Annotated in this window: 6 protein-coding genes; 2 read left to right on the top strand and 4 right to left on the bottom strand. The window is 57.4% G+C overall.

Translation table 11 applies throughout. The features are described 5' to 3' along the window. The first annotated feature begins 141 nt into the window (after window positions 1–141). Window positions 142–4,977, top strand: a complete 4,836-nt coding sequence (locus ICA15_RS07510) for an NEL-type E3 ubiquitin ligase domain-containing protein (protein ID WP_224450867.1) — start codon at window positions 142–144, stop codon at window positions 4,975–4,977. A gap of 63 nt (window positions 4,978–5,040) precedes the next feature. On the opposite strand, the gene ICA15_RS07505 is transcribed toward ICA15_RS07510, so the two are convergent. From ICA15_RS07505 to ICA15_RS07495, 3 genes are all read right to left on the bottom strand, one after another. Next, window positions 5,041–5,535 (bottom strand): DUF934 domain-containing protein, encoded by a 495-nt coding sequence (locus tag ICA15_RS07505; RefSeq protein ID WP_150602473.1) that lies wholly within the window; start codon window positions 5,533–5,535, stop codon window positions 5,041–5,043. Further along, window positions 5,519–7,177: a nitrite/sulfite reductase gene (locus ICA15_RS07500; protein ID WP_210552874.1), complete on the bottom strand. Its 1,659-nt coding sequence runs from the start codon at window positions 7,175–7,177 to the stop codon at window positions 5,519–5,521. The genes ICA15_RS07505 and ICA15_RS07500 overlap by 17 nt, the downstream gene beginning before the upstream one ends. A 448-nt stretch (window positions 7,178–7,625) precedes the next feature. Next, window positions 7,626–7,844: a DUF2970 domain-containing protein gene (locus ICA15_RS07495; protein ID WP_210552873.1), complete on the bottom strand. Its 219-nt coding sequence runs from the start codon at window positions 7,842–7,844 to the stop codon at window positions 7,626–7,628. Between the two features lie 174 nt (window positions 7,845–8,018). Between ICA15_RS07495 and ICA15_RS07490 the strand changes: the two genes are divergently transcribed. Continuing rightward, window positions 8,019–15,218, top strand: coding sequence for an NEL-type E3 ubiquitin ligase domain-containing protein (locus ICA15_RS07490; RefSeq protein WP_210552872.1), 7,200 nt, complete (start codon window positions 8,019–8,021; stop codon window positions 15,216–15,218). A 67-nt stretch (window positions 15,219–15,285) separates the two neighbouring features. On the opposite strand, the gene metH is transcribed toward ICA15_RS07490, so the two are convergent. Next, on the bottom strand, window positions 15,286–18,996 hold the full coding sequence (gene metH / locus ICA15_RS07485) for a methionine synthase (protein WP_210552871.1): 3,711 nt from the start codon (window positions 18,994–18,996) through the stop codon (window positions 15,286–15,288). Between the last annotated feature and the right edge of the window lie 88 nt (window positions 18,997–19,084).

The following is a 19,084-nucleotide window of genomic DNA, read 5'->3' as shown; positions in this document are numbered from 1 at the left end:
AGTGTTGTGAGTGCGGTAAATAAGTATTTTATAGTTTTATAATCAAACTTGTTTAAGCAGTTATTGATCAGTTAATCAGCGTTTTTTAATAAGTTATTCAGCGTTAGTCTGGTTTTTCTTATCAGTCTGAGGTTGATCAATATGTCTGCGAAAAATTCCACTACCGTCCTGCCCACCATGACGCCGGAACAGCAGGGTGCGTTCTTTTCCGTTGTTAAACAGCAAATGCCCGGTTGGGTGCTTGGGGCTTCATCAGAAGTTCGTGCCGCGTTGCGCAAGAGCCTGATGGCAAGCTTTGTGTCCCGAGCCGCAGCGTCCGCGACGCTGCGCAAACTTCAATCACCTGAAAAATATTGCAGACCCTTACTGGAAACTGCGTTTTCGGAAAAGTTGCACATGCCGTGCGAAACAACAGGCGTGGTCTTTCAGCACATACGCTCGATATCAAGCCTTCTCAAATTGCGCAAGAAACTCGTCACGCCGATTGGCCGGGACTTGCTATTGGCAGCGTGCGAAAACTTCGAGGCCAGTGAGGCTCGCTCGGATAACTATGACGGCAATTCACTGATCTATATTCCGGAGCGTATCACCGGCCGCACCAACAAGATCCTGCAGATAAAACCTGAAGAGTTTGCGAAACTGTGTCGCTCACTGGATCTGGGCAAGCAGTATCAAGATCACATCAATACGATATTTAAAGAGGATAATCTGCACGATAAATATGTTGCATTTGCAAAAGACCAGTTCGAAGTTGATGTGCACATTGCATTCATGAAAAAGCATATCAGTGCCGATGTATATACACTGCTCAAGGCCGTCAGGCGCGGTGACGTGCCACTTAAACTGGGTAACAATACGCCCGGTTATCAGCGACTGGAAATGCGCGGTCTTACACTGCACGGAGCAATGTTTGTGGGCCCTGTCACTGAACCTGCCGATGAAGATTATCGATGCGTGGTTTACCTTCCCGGGGACCCGCTGCACCCGATAAAGGAATATTCATCGTTTACCAAATTTGAAACCGAACTGAGTAGACGTTTGAGAACTGCCGACTTTCGCAAGTTCTTCATGCGTTTTATCTTGTTGAGTGAGCAGCCCGGTTTCCTTGCGTTTCTAACTAGTCGGCTGTTGAATCCAAACAGTGGTGGCTTGCCGCTTCCTGTATCCGCTCGATACATATCGCTCGATGGATTCGATATCAAAGAAGAGGTGTTTTCACTGATGTATCAACAGCGCTCGGCCCATGTCTTGGCTGACGCGCGATTGCTGGTGGTGCCCACGGATGACGAGGATGAGAAAACACGCCTGGACAGGCTGGAGACCTATAAAACCATTGGTCTCAATACGCTGCTGTTTCTCTCATCGTTCGTTCCGGTTGTCGGGGAGGTCATGTTTGCTATTGCCGGGATTCAGTTGCTCGCAGAGGTTTACGAAGGTATCGAGAGCTGGACCCAGGGTGAGCAGGAACAAGCTACGGACTACATGTTTGACGTCATTGAAAACCTGATGCTGATGGCGGCGATGGCTGGCGCGGGTAAGGCGGCAGGTAAAGGCTTCAAGACGATGAAGTCCTCGAGCTTGATCGGGCGCTTGCGGTCAGTTCCGGTGGGCACTGCTCCCACAAAGTTGTGGAAACCGGACCTGAAGGCGTATCAGCAGACCTCATCGGTGCCAGGCAGCCTCGCGGCAGATGCGAAAGGACTTGTCACGTGGCGTGAACGGCAATACATGCGAGCCGGCACGGATCTTTTTGCGATACGTCCCATCAAGGGCACAGATCTGTGGAAGGTCGAGCATCCCACCTCGCCAGAGCGCTATTCACCCGTGATGGAAACGAACGGCGTCGGTGCGTGGCGCCACGATTCCGAACTGCCGCAGAAATGGAACCTGCTGACGTTGTTCCGGCGCCTCGGCTATCGCGAGGAAGAGTTTTCGGACAGCGAAAGCGCACAGATTCTCGCCACCAGCGCCATCGACGAACAACAACTGCGTCAGCTCTTCCTGGACCGCGCCAGGCCCATGGCGACCTTGGTCGACACGGTTCGGCGCTTTCGCGCAGACAAAGACGTCAGCCATTTTGTTGAAAGCATGCGCACGCCGTTATCTGCGCCCCAAGCCGATCCCGACCTGCAATTGTACCTGTTGACCGAAATGGGCCGTTGGCCTAAGGACGTGAGCATCAGCATCCGCAATACAGGCGGCAGCGAGGTCAGTCACTATGGGTCCGTCTCTGCTCCCCGACAGATAACGCTCGCAAACGATCTATTGGAAAAGGGGCAGTTCTATCCCGCGCTGCTGAGTGCCCTTAGAGGTGAGGAGCGCACGCGCTTGCTTGGCCTCACGACGACGGATGCGGCGAGCCAGGCTCAAGCCTTGAGCAAAGTGTTAGCCGAGCAGTCGGAAAGCAAGAAACTGCCCCTTTTTGCCCGGGTTTACCAGCGTCTGGATGTCAGCACGGAGCCGAGAGCCGCGGTGATTCGGGAAAAGTTTGCGGACCTGCCCTTCAGTGTTGCTGATGAGTTGGTGCACAACGCCGACTTCAGCGAGTGGCAAGAGCTCGACAATGCAATTGTGCCTTTGCGACTGGTGGAGGAAGCGCGGCGCTACGCGCAGGTGGTGCGCCTGAATCGGGCCTACGAAGGGCTGTACCTTGACGCGGCTGGCGGACTGGACTCGGACCGATTGGTGCTCAACACCGTCAAACACTTGCCGGGCTGGACGAATGACGTGTTTGTGGAGATCACGGAGTGGGCCTTGCATTCAGAGAAAAAGGCCAGCATTGGAACGACTGACGCTGACAATAAACTCTTTATCGAGGCTTACCCGAACAAGTTCAAAGCGACCGATGGCCATAACAAGGTGTTGGCCACACACCTGCAGCGCACGCGGGCGCATTTTTTTCAAACGCTCTGGGAAGGCTTGCCGGTCAGTGCCCGCAAAGCACTAGGCGTCGAGGCCAACGATGCAGGCGTCGGCTTGAGGAAGAAAATCACCGAGCTGGCATTGAAGCGGCGTGATGCCATTGCCCTGGCCATTGGTATCAAGTCGCAGCGCACGGGATATCGATCACCCATGGGGCTGGCCGACCGGTTGATTGTGGACGCTACGTTGCTGGGACTGCCTCCTGCATCAAAACATTCGGCAGCATTGGTGCAGCGTGCTCAGGAGCTCTATCCGTCTCACTCGCCCGCCCTGATCGAGCACTTTCTGACGACGCTGGGCAGCGATGACGTGCTGGTCACTCGCAAGCTCGAGGCAATGCGCCAGGAACTCCAGACCATCCGTTTTGCACTGGAGCGCTGGATCAATCGCCCGACGCATTATCAGGAGGGTGACGGACCCAGGCTCAAGGTCCCCAGGCACAGCAAAGAGCGGGCAGCACACTCTATATTGCGCGCCTGGCGCAAGGAGACCGGCCTTACACCCGACATGCCGGAGACGCTCTACATTCTGAGACTCGATCCGCAACCTCTGGGCGAACTGCCGATGATCGTCGGCGATTTCAGTCATGTCGGTACGCTGGAAATGGACAGCGTGGGAACCAGCGCCGGATTTATCAGGTTTTTGCACAACTTCGCCAATCTGCGCACCTTGAGTCTGACCCGCAATCAGTTGACCCGAGTCCCTCAAGCGATCGCTGCCATGTCCAGATTGAGAAGCCTGGATTTAAGCGACAACCAGATTCAACTGACGCCGGAAGCGGTCCAGTGGCTGGGGAACAGGGATCAGTTGCACGCCCTTGACCTGAGCTTCAATCCTGCCCTGGGCCGCACTCCGGACGTCAGCGCGCTGCGACAATTGCAACGCCTTGCATTACGCGGTACGAAGATAGTCGAATGGCCAGTCGGCGCTCACGCACTGTCGACGCTGCGCACACTTGACCTGCGTGACAACCTGATCGCACAAATCCCTCAGGCGGTTTTTTCTGCTGAACCTGCGTTGAACCGCGGGACCAATGTTGATGGCAATCCGTTTTCTACCTCGAGTCTGCGTGAAATAGCCGAGTACCAACGATCCAGCGGCATCAGTCTGGGAATTCTGGCCGCCGAGTACCATCAGGTTGCGGCAGTCCAGCCGGATTCGGCCAGACGCGGCTCGATCTGGATGCGCGGCCTGACCGGTGATGCATTGGCCTCCAGACAGGCACTCTGGGACTCACTGTCGGCTTATCCATGGTCCAGGGATTTCTTTCATCTGCTCGCACAGATGCACGACACAGCGGAGTTCAATCTGCTTCAAATCGACTTGAGTCGGCGTGTATGGAACGTGCTGGAGGCTGCGGGCGAAGATGACATGCTGCGCCGCACGTTGTTTCGAATGGCTCGCATCGGGCGAGTGGGGGCGGAGAATGTGTCGGGGCAATTCAGCGATATCGAGGTGAGGGTCCTGTGTTTTCGAGCCGTGCATGCGGCGCGCACCGGAAATCGCACACTGGAAGGAGAGCTGGTTCATCTGATGAGGGGCTTGTTTCGATTGCAGGAGGTAGAGCGTCAGGCCATGATCGAGATCGGTCGTCGCACGCTTGTCGGGCCAATGACCCACGCCCAGGCACAGGAACTCAGTCTGATCTACCGCGTGAGGCTGGCGCGGCGTCTGGATCTGCCTGCTCAGCCCAGGGAAATGAATTTCATCCAGAATGTTGACGTTACCCCCGCACAGCTTCAGCACGCTTACGAAGAGGTCGTCAAAGCCGAGGCAGACGACGCGTTGCTGACCTCATTCAATAACCGGATCTTCTGGTACGAATACCTGGTTGCGACTTATCCGGCAGATTTTGACGCTATTACCCAGCGTAGCGCTCAAGCCTTCAGGGAGTTTGAAGTGCAGGAGAATCTGCAGCGCGCTGAAGCTTCTCAACGTCTGAAGGCGATCGTCGAAAATTTCAAAAACGAGAATGCGCGACTGGTCCAGCGCCTTACATCTGCAGCCTTGGCGAGACATCCAGCCGTGACGCTGCCTGCCGAGGAAGTTGCTTGATTCTGAGTTCCGACGTGGCGGGGCAGGCGCCTTGAACCCCGGGCGGGGTTCAAGGTTTGTTCGTTAACGGCGACGGAACAGCGGCAGCGGTTCGTCAGTGGCCGCCTGATAGGTCACCGAGAAGTCCTTGAGACCTTCCAGGGCTTCGTACGGGTCTTTGTCCGCACGCACGGCAAAGGCATCGAAGCCACAGCGGTGCATGTAGAACAACTGGTCGCGCAGGACATCGCCGATCGCCCGCAATTCGCCTTTGAAGCCGTAACGGTCACGCAGCAGACGCGCGTTGGAGTAGTTGCGGCCGTCGGTGAACGCCGGAAAATTCAGCGCAATGACCTGGAACTCGGCGACGTCGTCACCGATTTCTTCTGCTTCTTCGTCGGCGTCCAGCCACACACCCAGGCCGCCGTCGCGGGCCTGGAGCATGCGGCTGTGTTCACGCCACAGTTGCAGCGGCACAATCAGATCGTCGCAGTTGCTGATCTCGTCGATGTTGAAATCCTTGGGCAGCAAGTGCCAGGTTTCGTCGACGACTTCGTTGTTCTTAATTATTCGCTGCATAGACGCGTTCCTTGAAGAGGTCGATGCCAATACGCTGATAGGTGTCGATGAAGCGCTCGTCTTCGGTACGCTGTTCCACGTACACGTCGATCAGCTTCGAGATCACGTCAGGCATGGCGTCCTGAGCGAAGGACGGGCCGAGGATCTTGCCCAGGCTTGCGTCACGGCTTGCGCTGCCGCCGAGGGACACCTGGTAGAACTCCTCACCTTTCTTGTCCACCCCGAGGATGCCGATGTGGCCGACATGGTGGTGACCGCAGGCGTTCATGCAACCGGAGATGTTCAGGTCCAGTTCGCCGATGTCGAACAGATAGTCGAGGTCGTCGAAACGGCGCTGGATCGATTCGGCGATCGGGATCGACTTGGCGTTGGCCAGCGAGCAGAAATCACCGCCCGGGCAGCAGATGATGTCGGTCAGCAGGCCGATATTCGGCGTGGCGAAACCGCCTTCACGCAGTTCGCCCCACAGGGTGAACAGCTTTTCCTGCTCGACATCGGCAAGAATGATGTTCTGCTCGTGGGAGGTGCGCAGTTGACCGAAGCTGTAGCGCTCGGCCAGATCGGCGACATCGTCGAGCTGTTTGTCGGTAATGTCGCCCGGGGCAACGCCGGTCGGCTTCAGCGACAGGGTTACGGCGACATAACCCGGCTTCTTGTGCGCCAGGGTGTTGCGGGTACGCCAGCGGGCGAAGCCCGGGTGTTCTTTGTCGAGATCGGCCAACTGGGCAGTCTGGTTGTCCAGCGACTTGTAATCCGGATCGACGAAGTGCTTGGCGACACGTTGCAATTCGGCTTCGGTCAGAGTGGTCTGGCCACCGCGCAGGTGTTCCATTTCCGCATCGACTTTCTGCGCGAACACTTCTGGGGTCAGTGCCTTGACGAGGATCTTGATCCGCGCCTTGTATTTGTTGTCACGACGACCGTAGCGGTTGTAGACCCGCAGGATGGCGTCGAGGTAGCTCAACAAGTCTTGCCATGGCAGGAACTCGTTGATGAACGCGCCCACCACCGGGGTACGACCGAGGCCACCACCGACCAGCACGCGGAAACCGAGTTCGCCAGCGGCGTTGTGCACCGGCTCAAGACCGATGTCGTGGACTTCGATGGCCGCACGGTCAGCGGTCGAACCGTTGACGGCGATCTTGAATTTACGCGGCAGGTAGGCGAATTCCGGGTGGAAGGTCGTCCACTGACGGACGATTTCGCACCATGGGCGCGGATCGATCAATTCGTCGGCAGCGACACCGGCGAACTGGTCGGTGGTGACGTTGCGCAGGCAGTTGCCGCTGGTCTGGATCGCGTGCATCTGCACGGTGGCCAGTTCGGCAAGGATGTCCGGGATGTCTTCCACCGCCGGCCAGTTGAACTGCACGTTCTGCCGGGTACTGATGTGGGCGTAGCCCTTGTCGTAGTCACGGGCAATCTTCGCCATCATGCGGGTCTGACGCGAAGTCAGCTGGCCGTAAGGCACCGCCACACGCAACATCGGCGCGAAACGCTGGATGTACAGGCCATTTTGCAGGCGAAGGGGGCGGAATTCTTCTTCGCTCAGCTCACCTGCCAGATAGCGTCGGGTCTGATCACGGAACTGCTTGACGCGGTCCTCGATGATCCGCTGATCGTACTCGTCGTATACGTACATATAAGTCCTGTTCTCAGGCTTTGGGCTACTCGGAAAACGCTGCGTTTTCGCTTGCTGGAGTCCGATGGTGCCTCTGCAATTCTGCGCGCACGGCCGCGCGCTCCATAACGGAGCCGGGGCAATATACCCGTTTGCAGTTATGCGCAAAAGTGATGTTTGAGTATATGTAAAGAACCAAATCGCCTAACGAGAACAGTTATTACCTATTCCACATTTGTCGTGCGGACAATCATCGTCTTAACTGTGGTCGAGTCTTTCTGCAATCACCGATAAAACCGATAAGAGGCGATGCAATGAGCAACCCGACCAAGGCAAGGAAAAGCGACAGCAGCGTTGACGCATGGGCCATTTTGTTCCTGATTATTCTGGTAGTAGGGACGGCGGTGTTCTGGGTCAGTCATCAATAATCGACACAGTCCGGGCGACGTCCGTAGGGCCGCCGCCGGACTCAGATCCCGGCCAGATGCAACACCAGTTTGACGATGCCGAACAGCGTCAGTGCGAACACGCCTGTAAACAAAACCCCCAACACCACAAAATGACTCGGCTTGCCGTGAGTGAAATCACGCGCCCGGTTCTTTCCGCTTTGCACCCCGAAAGCTGCCGCCATCACGCTGTGCAGCATCTGCCATAACGTTGGTGGCTTGTTGTCCTTTGGATCGTCCATAAATCCCTTCCTTCAGTGGTCTTGCTTGCACACAGCATAGACAACTTCGGGCTTCCCGGCGGCCGGAGGGTGTCGACAAATCCTGATAAACATACGCATTGAAGCAATATATATGTACCGCAGGCGAGGTCGTTCCGGATGGTGTGCTAGCGCTCCATTCACAAGGAGCGACTTATGTCCTCGAACCCCTCGATACGCAATGCCAGCAAGCCCGCAATCACCGAGAGCATTCATGGCGACTTTCTTGAAGCAGCCACTCCTCAGTGGCTGATTGACACCTCATCGCCGCGACGGGCAGCGTTGAAGAACACCTCTACCGTCATGCCTCAGTGGTATCAAGACGCGTCAGCTGAGCAGCGTAAAACCCTGGATGCCAGTTTCAGTGCGAGCATGACTGCACAGGCGCAACTGGATAAAACCATGGCGTCTTTCAAGGACGTCGACGCATTCGCTGAACCCTTGCTGACCAAGGAGTTGAAGGATCGGTACGGCGTGGAGGTCGATGTCACCAAAACGCTTTTGACTCTGCGACGCCCCCTCGAAATCAGCATTCTCGAGGTTGAAGTCGCCTCGTTTGAGTTCATGACGCTCACACTGCTGCAAGCGGCTCTGCATAATTTTGAAGCCTGGGAGTGCAAAGCGGGGGCTTATCACAAGTCTTCGTGCTTTGGAGAGCAAGAGACGCCCGCAGACACATATAAATCTGTCCCTCTCAAGCTTTCGGTCAGCGAGTTTCTGAGCCTGTGCCGCAGCCTTGATATCGGCGCGAAATACCAGGCCTATCTGCGGTCTTTCTTCCATCCGCCAGAGGCCGACGTTGAAAAGACGCTTCGCGAGCACTTTATCGCCGCGCAGAAAGCAACGATGAAAGCCGCCGCGGATCAGTCATTGTTGACGAAGGATATTTTGCCCGCCGATCACGCCATGATCCAGTCGGTCATCAATGGCGAAGTGAATCCATGGATGGGCAAGCAGCAAGTGTGGTTTCGCGACATGGGCCTGATGAAGAAGCGAATGACGGGCTGTGCTGTCTTTGTGATTTGTGAAAAATATCGATATGCCGAAGAGCTGATTGTCTACATACCCCATGACCCGGAACATCCCTTCAAGCGTTATACCTGGGCTCAATTCAAGCAGGAGTTCAAGCGCCTGTTGACGGCCAGGGATCCCGCCGAACCTGATCAGGCTGCACCCACTGCCTATCAGCGATTCCTCAGCCAGTTCCTGTCCTACGATCAACGCCCTTATTACTTTAGTCAGTTTGTGCAGGAGGCTGCCGACTCACCCACTGACTTCTTGCGATCGCCCTGGCGGACTTTCACCGAGTTCGGTGAATTAGGATACGTTTTGGGCATCAAGGAGTTGCCTCCCCGACGCAACATCAAAATGGAGCCGGCTGAAGACCCTTTTATTGGCGCAGTTGCTTTTAACCAGAGGGGCGGCCCTGCCTGGTCTCCAAACCAGGACCTGTGGGATTACCTCTATAAGCAGAGCTGCGCGAAGGTATTGGCTGATGCGCGCAGTCATGCCGTTCCCTCCGATGATGTTGATGCCAAGGCGCGGGCGGAGAAACTGGCCCATCTTCTGCAAATCGGGTTGATGGGGCTCAACTTTGTGTCGATGTTTGTACCGGTGCTGGGCGAAGTGATGATGGTCGCGATGGCCGGGCAGTTGTTGTACGAAACACTGGAAGGCGCCATTGAATGGGGTGAAGGCGATAAGAGAGCGGCCAAAGCCCACCTGATCGATGTCGCTGAAAACCTGGCAATGGTTGCCGTTATGGCCGGTGTCGGGGCAGGGGCGGGCAAACAGGTAGCGGCCAGGGCTACGCCGGTCATCGAAGGGCTAGAACCGGTCACGCTGCCCAATGGCAAGACCCGCCTGTGGCAACCCGATCTCGGTGCTTACAAGCGTGATGTCGTGCTGGATACGGAGGCTGGCCCGAATGCCATGGGTCAATACGTCGTGGACGGCAAAACCTACATACGCCTGGACGATACAGTGGTTGAGCAAACTTTCGACCCGGACATCAACAAGTGGCGGATCAAACACCCCGATGCCGAGGCGTACCAGCCTGTTCTGGAGAGCAACGGCCGCGGGGCATGGCGTCACACGTTAGAGCGTCCCATGCAATGGGATCGCCTGACGCTGCTGCGGCGTATGGGTCATGCGACTGAAGTCTTCCCGGACGAGCTGCTTTTGACGGCCGCCGATGTCAGTGGCGTGACGGATAACGCGCTACGCAAGATGCACATGGATAATGCCGCACCGCCTCCCGAGCTGAGAGACGCCATGGACCTGCTCAAGGCGGACAGGGATGCAAGTGAAGTACTCGAACAATTGCAGCATTTGAAACCGGCAGATGATCGGATCATGCATGCTTTGCCTTTGCTGACGAAGATGCCGCGCTGGCCGCAGGGGCGGATACTGGAGGTGTTCGAGCGTGCCGACCTGTCTGGCAGTTCTATTCGCTATGGTGCTGAACGCAGGTTGCCCGATGGCACCTCCCGGCCACCCATCAAGGTCAGTCGCGCAGATGTGCTCAACGGCCAGTTGACCGCACGGATCGTGCAGGCGCTGGACGAGCCGGAAATCATCGACCTGCTTGGACAGGAAGGCACAAGGGTTACAGAAACAATTCCCCAGGTGCTGGACCGACGTTTTGCCGATTATGCGCAAACCCGGCAACCGGCGATTTTCGACAGCCTTTACAAGGGCGTCGAGTCCGCCGATGCCCGAGTCAGGACGTTGCAGCGCGAGTGCCCAGGCCTTGGCCTGAACGCCGCGCAAGAAGTGCTGGCTCACGCCAGTGGCGAAGAAATTTTACGGCTCGACAGTACGCGACGTGCGCCTTTGAGAATGCTTGAAGAGGCCCGCTGGTATGCGCGGCAAGCACGACAAACCAAGGCTTTTGCCGGCTTGCACAGTGAAAACATCGCTTCGGCAGACAGCCGTCGACTGGCCTTGCATGCCTTGGAAAACTTGCCGGGCTGGCCGGCAACAGTGCGTCTTGAAGTTCGTGACGGAAGCCCTTCCGGCCTGCTGCTCGACAGCATCGGCAATGAGACCGCAACCCAAATAAAGTATCTGGTGAAAGACGGCCCCCACTACCAGGCATTCAATGAGCGAGGAGAAACGCTCAACAGTATTCCCAGTCAGGGGGACAATTTTTATGCCTCGATCATGCATGCACTGCCGGACGATACCCGTGCCGCCATCGACCTTCCTCATGTCGGGCAAAGCGGCGAGCTGCAGCGCAACATCATCGAATACGCCGTTGAGCATCGCGGTGAAGTCGCCAGCGCTCTGAATCCGCGCGCCAAATCCTACAAACCGCCCGTGAGGATCAACGGCACACGCACAGGTTATTACGCCAGCGGCCGTGGACGTGGGGTCGACGACCAGCTAACGGCGCGGGCGGAGGCGCTTTATCCGGCGCCCGAACAGGCGCAGGCGTTTCTGCGTGCGCAGGAGGGCAAGACACCACAGCAGATCCATCATGTTCTGCAGGCGAAGACACGGGAATGGGAGACGCTTGAGACAACACTTGATCAATGGACGGGGCCACAGTCTGAACTACCGGAATACCGGGCAAAAGTCCGTGTTGCGCAGGCACTCAAAGACAGTTGGCGTACCGCACCGCTAACGGCGCAAACACCCGGCAGCGTCATGTTGCGGCTCGACTGCGAGGCGCCGTGGCCGGTGCTGGAAGCAGACTTTTCCCATGTACAGACACTGCAAGTGACATGGGGCAGAGTGATGGATGACAATCTGAATGCATTTCTCTCGACGTTTTCCCATATCCGCGAGCTTTGGTTATCCAATATCGAACTCGTGCCTGGCACCGGTTCCGCCATTCTGCCTTTAACGCTGCCCTCGGCCGTTCTTGAGATGCCGGCACTCAGGACGCTCACTTGTCACGGATCAGCCTCCGCATCATTAACGGCAGAATTTTCAACCCGGCTGAACGCGTTGACCTCTCTGGAAAAACTCAATCTGGTGATGCGTGGGAGCATTTCGCCAGAGTTCAGTGCTGGAGGGCTGGGCGGGTTGGCGGGTTTGAAGCGGCTCAGGATTATCGCCAGGCACATGCGTCAATGGCCAGCCAATGTCGAGAACTTGCCCCAACTGGAGTTTCTCGACCTGAGGGCGACAGCCATTAGTGCAATCCCTGAAAGCATGTATACCGGCCATGAGCAGTTATGGAGAGGACTGTCGCTGGATTGGTCGAAGTTCTCTTATGACGAATTCTTGCCTGCGTATGAATACCTGCGAAAAAACGGGCCACTCAGTGGTCTGGATGAAACGCTGATGGTGCATGAGTATTGTCGTGGAGAGCTGAACTATCTCCTTGGCGACGATCGAGGGGGGGGACTTGTCGGGGAAAGTGTCCTGCACACCTGGGATTCACCCGAGAACCAGCTGGCCGGGATTCGTGCCCTGACTGCCGAACACGCGGGCATATTCCGACCTTTCTACCCGTCGGCCACCGGTACTGCATTAAGGGGGGCGCAACCTTTACCGAATTGGTTAAGCGGCACGCGCTCAACGATATATAACGCCCTGCAGAGGAACTGGAGGGGACTCGTTCGCCAACGGTACGGTGCACGCATTGACGCGTCACTCCTGGAGATCGACCTGCGAAACAACCTGTCGGGCTCATTGCGCCTCTTTACATTGCCCGAGCTGCCACCGCTGCCAGCGGGCAGCTTTTCCCACGTGAGAACGCTGCGCCTCGACGGGCTGGATGCCCCCGTGGCGCAGATAAAAGATTTTCTGAAAGCCTTCAGCAAGGCGCAGATACTTGAAATCAGCGGCGGCCGTTTGACCGAGCTGCCTGCGGCGCCTGAAAGCCTCCCTGACCTGACGCAGCTGGACCTGCACGGCAATAATATTGTCCTTACGCCCGCTGTGCAGGCGCAGTTCAATGGCTTTGCCAAACTTGCCCGGCTGAATCTGCGCGGCAATCCGCTCGGCAGCATCAACGTTACGGCACTGACTGCGCTTGAAGCGCTGGATTTGAACGCGACACAATTGCGCTCATGGCCAGCCGGCGCGGAATTCCTGCCGAAGCTGTCGTGGCTCGACTTGCGCAATAACCAGCTCTCATCGTTGCCGCAGGATGTGTTTATACATGACGATATCCTGCTGAAAACCGAGCTTGGCAATAATCCTTTGAACGACCAGGGGCAGCAGGTTCTGACTACGGCGCGACAGCGGATTGAACAGGCCAGAGGCTTGTCCGCCGGCGCATTAGCGCGACTCTGCGAACAAATGCCTTTTAACGTTTTCCCGCCTGCGGAAACGTCGTGGACAGTCCTCAGCCGCGTGCCGCGGCTTCCACAGGCAATGGTTGAAGGCGACAGTTTTGTTTATAGCCTGCAGCAAATTCGCCCGGAAATCACCGAGGCCCAAGCTCTTGAGAAGATCCAGCGGATGCGCAGCAGCGCGATGAGCGACCCGCAAATCGGCGAGCAAATTAGCCAATGGCGTCAAGACAGCGAAGCGTTAACGCGCAAGTTGAATGATTGGCTCTGCATTGCCGAGGTCAGGACGTCAAGGTCTATTGTGTCGTTGCAAACACGATCGCAGGCGGCGTCGCGCATCCGCGGGCTGTGGTGGCAAGCAGTCGTTGACCACCCAGGTGGCATGGAGCTGAACCTGAACCTCAGTGGCATACAGACAGGCGACTTGCCGGCGCTGGGGATTCAGTTGCCGGGGGTGACTGCGCTTGATCTGACCGGCGTCAGGCTGACAGCGCAGGGCTCCAACGACTTTCTGAGAGCATTCCCGGGCGTACGCAGGTTGTGTCTGAACGGCAATGAGCTGGCAGCGTTGCCTGAAGCCGTCAGAGACATGAGTCAGTTGAGCGAGCTGGATCTGGCAGCCAACCATTTCTCCGACCTTGAATCGAATTTCGAGCTGCCGATGCAAGGAAGTTTGCTGAAACGGATCGATCTCAGCAGCAACCGGCTGGCTTCGTTCGACAGTTCACCCTTTGCAAGTCTGGAGGCGTTGGATCTTGCCTACAACTCCATTACTGACTGGCCTGGAGGAACGCTGGATCTTGCGCTGTTGCGAAGGCTGAATCTAAGTGGCAATGGGCTCAGGGCGCTTCCGGAGGAGCTGCTCGATGGCAGTCATGACACCTTGCTGGCCGGCACGAACCTCTCGGATAACCTGGATCTGTCCAGATATTCGCTCGACTTGCTTATAGGCTACAGCGACACCCACGAAAGAGCTGCAGTGGCTGGCATTTCCCGATCAGAGCTGGTCGAGAGAGACCAATTCAGGGGCGATTCCCATTCAGAAGGCTCGGGTTCCGATCATGATAGTGATGATGGAAGTAACGACGATAACGATCGCGGCGGTGAAGCTGCCGGCCCTGCTGTCGAGGCTGTTGAAGAGCTGGACCCGCAGCAGAGCGAGATTGATGCGGGCGCGGTGGACGATTGGCTTGCTGACTCCACTCCGGAACAGGCGTTGGCCAGGCGCGAGCTGTGGCGGCGACTGGCAGGAGAAGAACAGCATGAGCGCTTTTTTAATCTGATTGCGTTGTTGCCTGACTCGTCCGAATTCAGATTTGCTCGCGCCGATTTGACCCGCCGGCTCTGGGAGGTGATAAGCGCGGCTTGCGAAAATACCGAATTACGAGAACTGCTGTTCCTCGAGGCCGAGACTCATGGAACGTGCGCCGACGGCCGCATTTTGACATTTAGTCAGCTTGAGACCCGCGTCTTTACTTATCACGCTTTGCGCAATATTCCACCGGGAAATGCGGTGCTCAAAGGCAGGGCGCTTTTACCGCTGCTACGGCGGTTGTTCCGGCTCTACAGGGTCGACACCTTGGCCGAGCACAGAGCCATTCAGAGGCACAGCGACATAGCGGAAGTGCGCCTGGAATATCGAATAGGTCTGACAAACGGCTGGGACGACGGTCTGGATTTGCCCGGACAGCCTACGCACATGCTCTACGGCACTCCCATCTCCGAAGCGCGAGCTGCCAAGGTCCGAGCTTCCATTCTCGAAGCAGAGCGTTCCGACGCACTGTCGCTGTTCATGGCGACGCAGGATTTCTGGAGGGCTCACCTGGCAGAGCGCTATCCGCAAGAGTTCAGCGCGATCAACACTGCGCTGGACGACGAACGCCTGGAAGTCTTCAACGCACTTGAAGCGCGCAACGAGCGTGGTGAATTCAACGAAGCAGATTACCCGGTAGAAATGAGGGAAGCGATGGATACGATTGAGGACAAGCGCAACCAGCAACTCGCAGAGTTGACGCGCAGGGAAATCGAGGTTCTCCAGCCGACCGCGGGCGATCCGGAGATCCCCGCACCGCGGTCTCCGCAACCTGGCCCTTCCAGGCTGCCCTGAAGTAACAGCGCTTGACAGTCAGTGGCGCACGGGAGCGAGTTGCTTCGTTCCCGTGCGCCACCTTTGGTCAGTTGTCGTAACCCAGATTCGGCGCCAGCCAGCGTTCGGTCACGCTGAGCTCCTGAGCTTTACGCGAGGTGTAGCTTTGCACCTGATCCTTGTCGATCTTGCCGACAGCAAAGTACTGCGCCTGCGGGTGAGCGAAGTACCAGCCGCTGACCGCCGCAGCCGGGAACATCGCGTAGTGTTCGGTAAGGAACACGCCGCTGCGACCGGCGCGCATTTCTTCTGCTTCAGGATCGAGCAGGGCAAACAGCGCCGCTTTCTCGGTGTGATCCGGGCAGGCCGGATAGCCCGGGGCAGGGCGGATGCCGGAGTACTGCTCTTTGATCAGTGCGTCGTTGTCGAGCACTTCGTCCTTGGCATAGCCCCAATGTTCTTTGCGCACTTGCTGGTGCAGCCATTCGGCGCACGCTTCGGCCAAACGGTCGGCGAGGGCCTTGACCATGATCGAGTTGTAATCGTCGCCAGCATCCTGATAAGCCTTGGCCACTTCCTCGGCACCGATGCCGGCGGTGGTGATGAAGCCACCCACGTAATCGGTTACTTCGCTGTCCTTCGGCGCAACAAAGTCGGCCAGCGAGAAGTTCGGCTTGCCGTCGGTCTTGATGATCTGCTGACGCAGGTGATGCAGTTTGGCCAATGGCTTACCGTCATCGCCGTACAGCTCGATATCGTCGTCATGCACCTGATTGGCCGGCCAGAAACCAAATACCGCGCGGGCGCTGATCAGTTTCTCGTCGATCAGTTTGGCGAGCATCTCCTGCGCGTCTTTGTAAAGCGCAGTGGCGGCTTCACCGACCACTTCGTCTTCGAGGATGCGCGGGAACTTGCCGGCCAGGTCCCAGGAGATGAAGAAAGGCGTCCAGTCGATGTATTCGGCCAAGACCTTGAGGTCAATGTTGTCCAGAACACGGGCACCGGTAAAGGTTGGTTTGACCGGCTCGTAGCTGGCCCAGTCAAATTGCGGCTTCTTGGCGATGGCGGCGGCATAGCTCAAACGCTCGGTGCGGGCGCTGCGGTTAGCCGTGCGCTCACGCACTTCAACGTATTCGGCACGGGTTCTTTCAACGAAACCGGCCTTCAGTTCTTTCGACAGCAACTGCGTTGCCACGCCCACGGCGCGGGAGGCGTCGGTCACGTAGACCACCGCGTCGTTGCTGTATTTGGGTTCGATCTTCACCGCCGTGTGCGCTTTGGAAGTGGTCGCGCCGCCGATCATCAGCGGCAGGTGGAAATCCTGGCGCTGCATCTCACGCGCCACGTGGACCATCTCATCCAACGACGGCGTGATCAGACCGGACAGGCCGATGATGTCGCACTTCTGTTCTTTGGCAACCTGGAGGATTTTTTCCGCCGGCACCATCACGCCGAGGTCGACGATGTCATAACCGTTGCAACCGAGCACCACGCCGACGATGTTCTTGCCGATGTCGTGCACGTCGCCTTTGACCGTGGCCATGAGGATCTTGCCCTTGGCTTCCGGCTTGTCGCCTTTTTCCAGTTCGATGAACGGGATCAAGTGGGCCACGGCTTGTTTCATCACGCGGGCGGATTTCACCACCTGCGGCAGGAACATTTTGCCGGCACCGAACAGGTCGCCAACGATGTTCATGCCGGACATCAGCGGGCCTTCGATCACCTCGATCGGGCGGGCGAACGACAGGCGCGACTCTTCAGTGTCTTCAACAATATGCGTGGTGATGCCTTTGACCAGCGCGTGTTCCAGGCGCTTGTTGACCGGCCAGCCGCGCCATTCTTCGGTCTCGGCTTCCTTGACGCTGCCGTCGCCTTTGTACTTGTCGGCAATGGCGAGGAGGGCGTCGGTGCCGTTCGGCGTGCGGTTGAGCACCACGTCTTCGACAGCGTCACGCAGCTCGACAGGGATCTGGTCGTAAATTTCCAGCTGACCGGCGTTGACGATACCCATGGTCAGGCCGTTGCGGATTGCGTACAGCAGGAACACCGAGTGAATCGCCTCTCGCACCGGATTGTTGCCACGGAACGAGAACGACACGTTGGACACGCCGCCGGAGGTCAGCGCATACGGCAGTTCGTCGCGAATGTAGGCGCAGGCATTGATGAAGTCGACCGCGTAGTTGTTGTGTTCTTCGATGCCGGTGGCCACGGCGAAGATGTTCGGGTCGAAGATGATGTCTTCCGGCGGGAAGCCGACTTCGTTGACCAGAATGTCGTAGGAGCGTTTGCAGATTTCTTTTTTGCGCGCTTCGGTGTCGGCCTGGCCGGCTTCATCAAACGCCATCACCACTACCGCAGCGCCGTAGCGCTTGCACAGTTTGGCGTGGTGGATGAACTGCTCGACGCCTTCTTTCATGCTGATCGAGTTGACGATGCCCTTGCCCTGAATGCATTTCAGGCCGGCTTCGATCACTTCCCATTTCGAGGAGTCGATCATGATCGGTACGCGGGAGATGTCCGGTTCACCGGCGATCAGATTGAGGAAGGTGACCATCGCCTTCTTCGAATCGAGCATCCCTTCGTCCATGTTGATGTCGATCACCTGGGCGCCGGCTTCGACCTGTTGCAGGGCGACTTCGAGTGCTTCGGTGTAGTTATCTTCACGAATCAAGCGGGCGAACTTGGCCGAGCCAGTGATGTTGGTGCGCTCGCCAACGTTGACGAACAGCGAGCTGCGATCAATGGTGAACGGCTCCAGGCCCGACAGGCGGCAAGCCTTGGGAATGTCCGGAATCTGCCGTGGTGCGTAACCGGCCACGGCTTTGGCGATGGCTTCAATGTGGCCGGGCGTGGTGCCGCAGCAGCCGCCGACGATGTTGAGGAAACCGCTCTGGGCGAATTCTTCGATGACTTTGGCGGTTTCGATTGGCAGTTCGTCGTACTCGCCGAACTCGTTCGGCAGGCCGGCGTTCGGGTGCGCGGAAACGTGGGTGCTGGCCTTGTTTGACAGCTCTTCCAGATAGGGACGTAGTTCACTGGCGCCAAGTGCGCAGTTCAGGCCGACCGAAATCGGTTTGGCATGGGCCACGGAGTTCCAGAACGCTTCGGTGGTCTGACCCGACAAAGTGCGGCCGGACGCATCGGTGATGGTCCCGGAGATCATGATCGGCAGTTCGAGGTGCAGCTCTTCGAATACGCCTTGCACGGCGAAGATCGCCGCTTTGGCGTTGAGGGTGTCGAAGATGGTTTCGATCAGGATCAGGTCGGCGCCGCCCTCGATCAGACCTTTGGTGGCCTCGGTGTAGTTCTCCACCAGCTCATCGAAGGTGACGTTGCGGTAGCCCGGATTGTTCACGTCCGGCGACAGTGAGCAGGTGCGACTGGTAGGGCCGAGCACGCCGGCGACGAAGCGTGGCTTCTCAGGGTTCTCGGCAGTCTTGGCGTCGGCGACCTTGCGGGCCAGGCGCGCGCCTTCTACGTTTAATTCGTAGGCCAGCTCTTCCATGCCGTAGTCGGCCATGGAAATGCGCGTGGCGTTGAAGGTGTTGGTTTCCAGAATGTCGGCGCCGGCATCCAGGTAGGCTTTTTCGATTCCGCCGATCACGTCAGGGCGGGTGAGCACCAACAGGTCGTTGTTGCCCTTGACGTCACTCGGCCAGTCCGCGAAGCGTTTGCCGCGATAATCCTGTTCTTCGAGCTTGTAGCTCTGGATCATCGTGCCCATGCCGCCGTCGAGTATCAGGATGCGCTCTTTGAGAGCTTGCTTGAGAGCTTGAAGGCGGACGCTGCGATCGGACATTTGGACTACTCGGAAAGACCATTACGAAGGAGCGGGATCATAACAAACCTGTGCGCTTTTGGAGCATGTGGCGGTTTTGCATGAATAT

Source organism: Pseudomonas sp. P116 (assembly GCF_020149425.1).
GTDB classification, from domain to species: Bacteria; Pseudomonadota; Gammaproteobacteria; order Pseudomonadales; family Pseudomonadaceae; genus Aquipseudomonas; species Aquipseudomonas anatoliensis.
Note: the sequence above shows the minus strand (reverse complement) of the source record. Positions and strands in the feature narration are given on the sequence as shown.

Coding starts and splice junctions, on each gene's coding strand:
- ICA15_RS07495 (WP_210552873.1), bottom strand. CDS start 7,844: ATGGACGATCCAAAGGACAACAAGCCACCAACGTTATGGCAGATGCTG.
- ICA15_RS07490 (WP_210552872.1), top strand. CDS start 8,019: ATGTCCTCGAACCCCTCGATACGCAATGCCAGCAAGCCCGCAATCACC.
- ICA15_RS07505 (WP_150602473.1), bottom strand. CDS start 5,535: ATGCAGCGAATAATTAAGAACAACGAAGTCGTCGACGAAACCTGGCAC.
- metH (WP_210552871.1), bottom strand. CDS start 18,996: ATGTCCGATCGCAGCGTCCGCCTTCAAGCTCTCAAGCAAGCTCTCAAA.
- ICA15_RS07500 (WP_210552874.1), bottom strand. CDS start 7,177: ATGTACGTATACGACGAGTACGATCAGCGGATCATCGAGGACCGCGTC.
- ICA15_RS07510 (WP_224450867.1), top strand. CDS start 142: ATGTCTGCGAAAAATTCCACTACCGTCCTGCCCACCATGACGCCGGAA.